We start from the raw sequence: 5,699 nt of genomic DNA, 5'->3' as shown, positions 1-5,699 counted from the left end.
CTTGAACACCTCACGGATTTCAATGTTACCGGTAATAATCTCTTCAATGGTCGGAGCAAGCATACCTGTCATCGCATCCTTGATCTCATCGATAGCTTGGTAAATCACAGAATAGTGACGAATTTCGATCTGATCCTGCTCGGCCATTTTCTTCGCATTTGAAGAAGGTCTCACCTGGAATCCAACGATAATCGCATCCGAAGCAATCGCAAGGTTTACATCCGATTCGGAAATCTGACCTACTGCTTTGTGGATAATGTTAACCTGAACTTCCGAAGTAGAAAGTTGCAGCAGTGAATCGGAAAGTGCTTCAACAGAACCATCCACGTCACCTTTCACGATCAGGTTCAATTCACGGAAGCTACCGATTGCCTTACGACGACCAATTTCTTCAAGTGTAATGTGCTTGCGCGTCCTGATAGATTGCTCGCGCTGGATTTGCTCACGTTTTGTAGCAATATCACGGGCATCACGCTCATTTTCAAAAACATTGAACCTGTCACCAGCTTGCGGTGCTCCGTTAAGTCCTAGCAACTGCACTGGTGTGGAAGGTCCGGCTGTTTTCAACCGCTTACCTAGGTAGTCGGTCATCGCCTTCACTTTACCATAATGCGAGCCTGCGAGAACCACATCACCCACTTTCAATGTACCTGTCTGTACCAGGATAGTCGTCACATAACCACGTCCTTTGTCGAGCGAGGCTTCTACTACCGCTCCCACAGCTCTGCGGTTCGGGTTTGCTTTCAGTTCCAGAAGTTCTGCTTCCAGCAATACTTTTTCAAGCAGCTCGTCGATACCCAGACCAGATTTGGATGAAATTTCCTGCGTCTGGTATTTACCGCCCCATTCTTCAACAAGCAAGTTCATATTAGCAAGCTCCTCCCGAATTTTCTCGGTATTGGCACCTGGCTTATCTACTTTACTGAATGCAAATACGATTGGCGCTCCTGCAACCTGCGCGTGGTTGATCGCTTCACGTGTTTGAGGCATAACGCTGTCATCCGCTGCGATTACAATGATAACAACGTCAGTCACGTTCGCACCACGGGCACGCATTGCTGTAAATGCTTCGTGACCTGGTGTATCCAGGAAGGTAACCTGCTTGCCGGTTCTGGTTTTTACACTGTATGCTCCAATGTGCTGGGTAATACCTCCCGCTTCACCGCTCGCTACGTTTTCCTGACGGATATAGTCGAGCAGCGACGTTTTACCATGGTCAACGTGACCCATAATGGTCACAATCGGTGCTCTTTCAACTAAGCTTTCTTCCTCATCAACCTCTTCCTGAACATCGTTCTGAACTTCTTCTTCCGCAGAGATGAATGCAACTTCAAAGCCAAATTCATCGGCGATAAAAGTAATTGCTTCCGCATCAAGACGCTGGTTGATCGACACGAACATACCCATGCTCATACAAACTGAAATAACTTCCTGAACTGTTACGTCCATCAATGAAGCCAAATCGTTTGCGGAAACGAATTCTGTTACGCGCAATACTTTTGTTTCCTCATCACCGAAGCCATTTGCATCGTTCTGATCTGCTCTGTCACGGCGACGGCCACCTTTTCCACCACGCGCCATATTTCTGGTGTTTCCACCGCCCATACGCGCCATTGTGGCTTTGATATTATCTGAAACCTCCTTGTCAGAAACTTCTTCGCGCCTGCCACCTCTTCGGTTATTGCCGGCACCACTTCTGTTGTTGGTGTTTGAATTATTATTTGGTCTTGCATTTGCCTGGCCTGTTCCCGGTGCTGTTGTACCGGTAGCAGGTGTGCCCGGACGTGCTGTATTGGATGCACTTCCTTCACGTGGTCTGCCGGTGGTAGCATCATTCGCAGCAGGTGTTGCCGGTTTGTTGTCGCCTGGCAAGGCAGCTCCGTCGCGGATCCGCTTTCTCTTTCTGCGGCGCTTTTTATCGGCAGCAGTGTCGCTGCTGGATGCAACGGGATCTTTCTTTTTAGCTTTATCAGAAGGAAGCTCAATCTTTCCAACCACACGCAATCCGCGTAGCTGTTCTCCGCGTGCCTCAATCAGCTCAGATCCGGCTGGTTCACTTTCAGCAGCTGCAACCGGAGCGGCAGGTGCTGGTTTAGAAGCTTCAACAGGTTCAGTGCTTGGTGCAGGTTCAACGGCAGCAGTAGGTTCCTTCTCCGGCGTAGCTGCTTTCACAGGCTCGGCTGGTTCCGGTGCTTTTTCTTGTTTAGGCTGTTGCGGCTCTTCTTTTTTCTCTGTTACTGGTGCCACAGGAGCAGCTTCTTCCTTTGGTTGCGCTGCCACAGGAGCGGGCGCAGCTTCCGGCTCCTTCACAGGGGCAGGAGTGGGCTGAGTTTCTTTTGCAACAGGTGCCGGTGCCGGTTCAGCAGCAGGTTTTTGTTCTTGAACAGGTGCTGGCGCTGCCTGAGCAGGTGCCTGCCGTTTCTGGTCAAGATCAATTTTACCCACTACCTTAATTCCCGGCAGGCGGTTTTCAAAAGCAGGCTGAGCGGCGGCAGGAGCTTGTGGCTCTTCAACCGGCTTTTCCTCTGCCTTCTGCGCATTGCGGAAATACAAGATTCCGTCAACATCGCTTTTAACTTTATCCTCTTTTATTTCAACAGGAGCCTCTTGCGGCGCAGCAGGTTTCTGAGACAATGACGAACGCAGGTCATCGGATTTGAAATCTTTCGCCAGAAACTCGATTTGATCGGAATTAATTTTGGTATTCGGGTTTGTTTCCACCTTATACCCTTTGGCAGACAGATGATCCACGATCGTAGTTATTCCCACGTTCAGGATCCGTGCCACTTGGCTAAGGCGCATCATTTTATCTTCTGCCATATTAGCAATTAATAGAAAAAAAGTTTTGCATTGTGGCAGTTTCAATCACAGCGATTGATGCCGCCAATTATTATTATTCAAATTCTTTACGAAGGATTTCCAGTACTTCTTCCACTGTCGCTTCTTCGAGATCAGTTCTTCTTACAAGTTCTTCTCTGCTCAGGGCAAGTACGCTTTTAGCAGTATCCAAACCGATCTTGTGCAACTCGCTGATGATCCATTCATCGATCTCATCAGAGAATTCAGTCAAGTCAACGTCTTCGTCGTTTTGTTCTTCAACATCCCGGAACACGTCAATTTCCATTCCAACCAGCTTACCAGCCAGCTTGATGTTCTGACCACCTTTACCGATCGCAAGCGAAACCTGATCAGGTTTCAGGAACACCGAAACGCGTTTCGCATCTCTGTCAATCTGCATCGAGCTCACTTTCGCGGGGCTCAATGCTCTGCTGATCAACAATTCAAGATTATCCGTATAGTTGATTACATCTATGTTCTCGTTTCCAAGTTCACGTACAATCGAATGGATCCTCGATCCTTTCATACCTACGCACGCACCTACCGGATCGATTCTGTCGTCGTAAGATTCTACCGCCACTTTCGCGCGCTCACCTGGTTCACGAACTACTCTTCTCACGGAGATAATACCGTCATATATTTCAGGTATCTCTACTTCAAAAAGCCTTTCCAGGAATACTGGTGAAGTTCTTGACAAGGTAATTTTAGGAGAACCGTTGTTCATCTCCACCTTGTGAATCACCGCTTTTACAGACTCTCCCTTGCGGAACCTGTCTTTTGAAATCTGCTCATTGCGGGGCAGTGAAAGCTCATTTCCTTCCGAGTCCATGATAATGACCTCGTGGCGTAATGTCTGATACACTTCCCCGGTAATCATTTCACCAACCTGATCCTTATATTTCTCGAACATGATTTCTTTTTCCATGTCCTTGATTTTCTGGATCAAAGTCTGGCGGGCGGTTTGAACGAGCCTGCGGCCGAATTCTACCAGCTTAACTTCCTCTGCAACTTCTTCACCCACTTCAAAGTCACTTTGTATCCTGCGTGCTTCAGCAAGTGGTATTTTATTGTAATCCCAGATATCCTCTGAATTATCGTCAACGATCTCGCGGGTACGCCACATTTCAAGGTCACCGCTTTCCGGGTTGATAATCACATCGAAATTATCGTCTGTACCATATTTTTTACGAATCATCGTACGAAAAACCTCTTCTAAAACACTGATCATCGTCGGGCGATCGATGTTTTTAGAGTTTGCAAACTCCGCGAATGATTCAATTAATATTCCGCTATCCATTGCTTATTTAAAGAATATTTGCTGATACTAAGTTATACATATTATGTCATTGATTACAAGCCAGCTCCGGCATTCGGGCCTGTAATTCTATTTAAATGAAATTTCAACCAGTGCCTTCGAAATATCGCTCAGGACGATGTTCCGGACCATCTCGCCGGGTTCAACAGGAACCTTTGCCTTTTTCTTTGGCAGCGGCAGCTCAATTGTGATGTCCTGCTCGGTTACCTCAGTCAGCTTACCGGTTATCACCTCACCTGTTTTTAAAGTGACTTTCAGGTTTCTGCCAATATTTTTGGTGTATTGACGAGGCAGGATCAATGGATGATCCAGGCCAGGCGAAGAAACTTCGAGTGTGTAGGCCTCCGTAATGAGATCCAGTTCTTCCAGCTGCTTGGCCAGCTGACGGCTGATAGAGGTGCATTGCTGGATAGTAATGCCCTGGTCACTGTCAACAAGTATCGTTATTTTTTGGCTAAGCTTGGAAGGTTTGTTGATGATGTCAACCAAATAACAATCACCTTTTTCCAGCAGAGGAGCCAGTAAGACTTCTAAATGTTCCTTTATTGTCATGAAAGACCTTAATGCAAATAAAAAAGGGGATTAATGTCCCCCTCAATCAATCGATCAAAATAGAATTGCCTGCAAATATATAACTATTTTATCACAACTACAACTGACAGCAACTCTTCAAAATTGATATACAGTGCCTATTTTTGTGAAAATTCCATTTTGTAATGAGAGGGTTGTCCAAGTTTCTGTGGTTTCTATATAAGTGTTTTGTCTTCTACACCTTCCTTGTTTATGGATTGATTTTGTGGACTCCATTTGACGGCTGGCTTTCCGGCTTCATGATGATGTCATTTCCGGTCTTGATGATCGTGCATATTGCTTCTGTACCTATCTGGTTTTTAATGGATAAGCAAAAAGCACTTCTGCCAATTTTTGCAGTTGCGGTCGGCTGTATTTTTCTGCCGCGAACCTTTGCATTTGGTAACCAGGAAGCTCCCGAGGATACCAAGCATAAAACCTTTAAAGTACTCGGCTACAATGCCCACACATTCATGCTCAACGGGGACCGCCGTAATCCGGAGACCAAGGTGCAAATCGCAAGCATGAAAGAATGGATCGCTTCAACAAATGCGGACATCCTGTGCATACCCGAGTTTTACGATGAAGATATCAAGCTGTTTCGTACCACTGAATATTTCAGGAATCACGGATACCGCCACTCTGTTAAGTTTGAGAAGATCAGAAAGCGGGACAAAAGCCAGTACCTGGGTCTGGCGTTATTTTCAAAATATCCCATCATCAACCAGCGTGATACGATTTTTCAGGCACAAAATGGAATGATACAAGCGGATATCAGGATAGGTGAGGATACAGTCCGGATCATTGCGCTCCATTTATATTCAATGACTTTGAACCTCAGCAGGCTGGCGCATCAGAAGAAGATGGAGGGGATGATGAAAGAAGGCAAGTCTACTGTCGGGAAAATGAAAGACGGGTTTAAAGAGCGCTCGGAACAACTTGTAGCTGTACAATCCTGGGCGCATAATTCACCCTA

At 46.4% G+C, this 5,699-nt stretch carries 4 protein-coding genes; 1 reads left to right on the top strand and 3 read right to left on the bottom strand.

Going from position 1 to position 5,699, the window contains the following annotated elements:
- From infB to rimP, 3 genes are all read right to left on the bottom strand, one after another.
- A partial coding sequence (gene infB, locus ACTIE6_RS16170) for a translation initiation factor IF-2 (protein WP_439557627.1) occupies window positions 1-2,820 on the bottom strand: 2,820 nt, incomplete at its 3' end.
- A gap of 73 nt (window positions 2,821-2,893) precedes the next feature.
- Window positions 2,894-4,135 (bottom strand): transcription termination factor NusA, encoded by a 1,242-nt coding sequence (nusA, locus tag ACTIE6_RS16165; protein ID WP_056290429.1) that lies wholly within the window; start codon window positions 4,133-4,135, stop codon window positions 2,894-2,896.
- 87 nt (window positions 4,136-4,222) lie between these two features.
- On the bottom strand, window positions 4,223-4,705 hold the full coding sequence (gene rimP / locus ACTIE6_RS16160; RefSeq protein WP_439557626.1) for a ribosome maturation factor RimP: 483 nt from the start codon (window positions 4,703-4,705) through the stop codon (window positions 4,223-4,225).
- A 164-nt stretch (window positions 4,706-4,869) separates the two neighbouring features.
- Between rimP and ACTIE6_RS16155 the strand changes: the two genes are divergently transcribed.
- The coding region (locus ACTIE6_RS16155) for an endonuclease/exonuclease/phosphatase family protein (RefSeq protein WP_439557625.1) at window positions 4,870-5,699 on the top strand (830 nt) is incomplete at its 3' end.

It is taken from the genome of Dyadobacter sp., from assembly GCF_051859145.1.
Taxonomy (GTDB): Bacteria; Bacteroidota; Bacteroidia; order Cytophagales; family Spirosomataceae; genus Dyadobacter.
The sequence above is the reverse complement of the archived record's forward strand: the minus strand, read 5'-3'. Positions and strand labels throughout refer to the sequence as shown.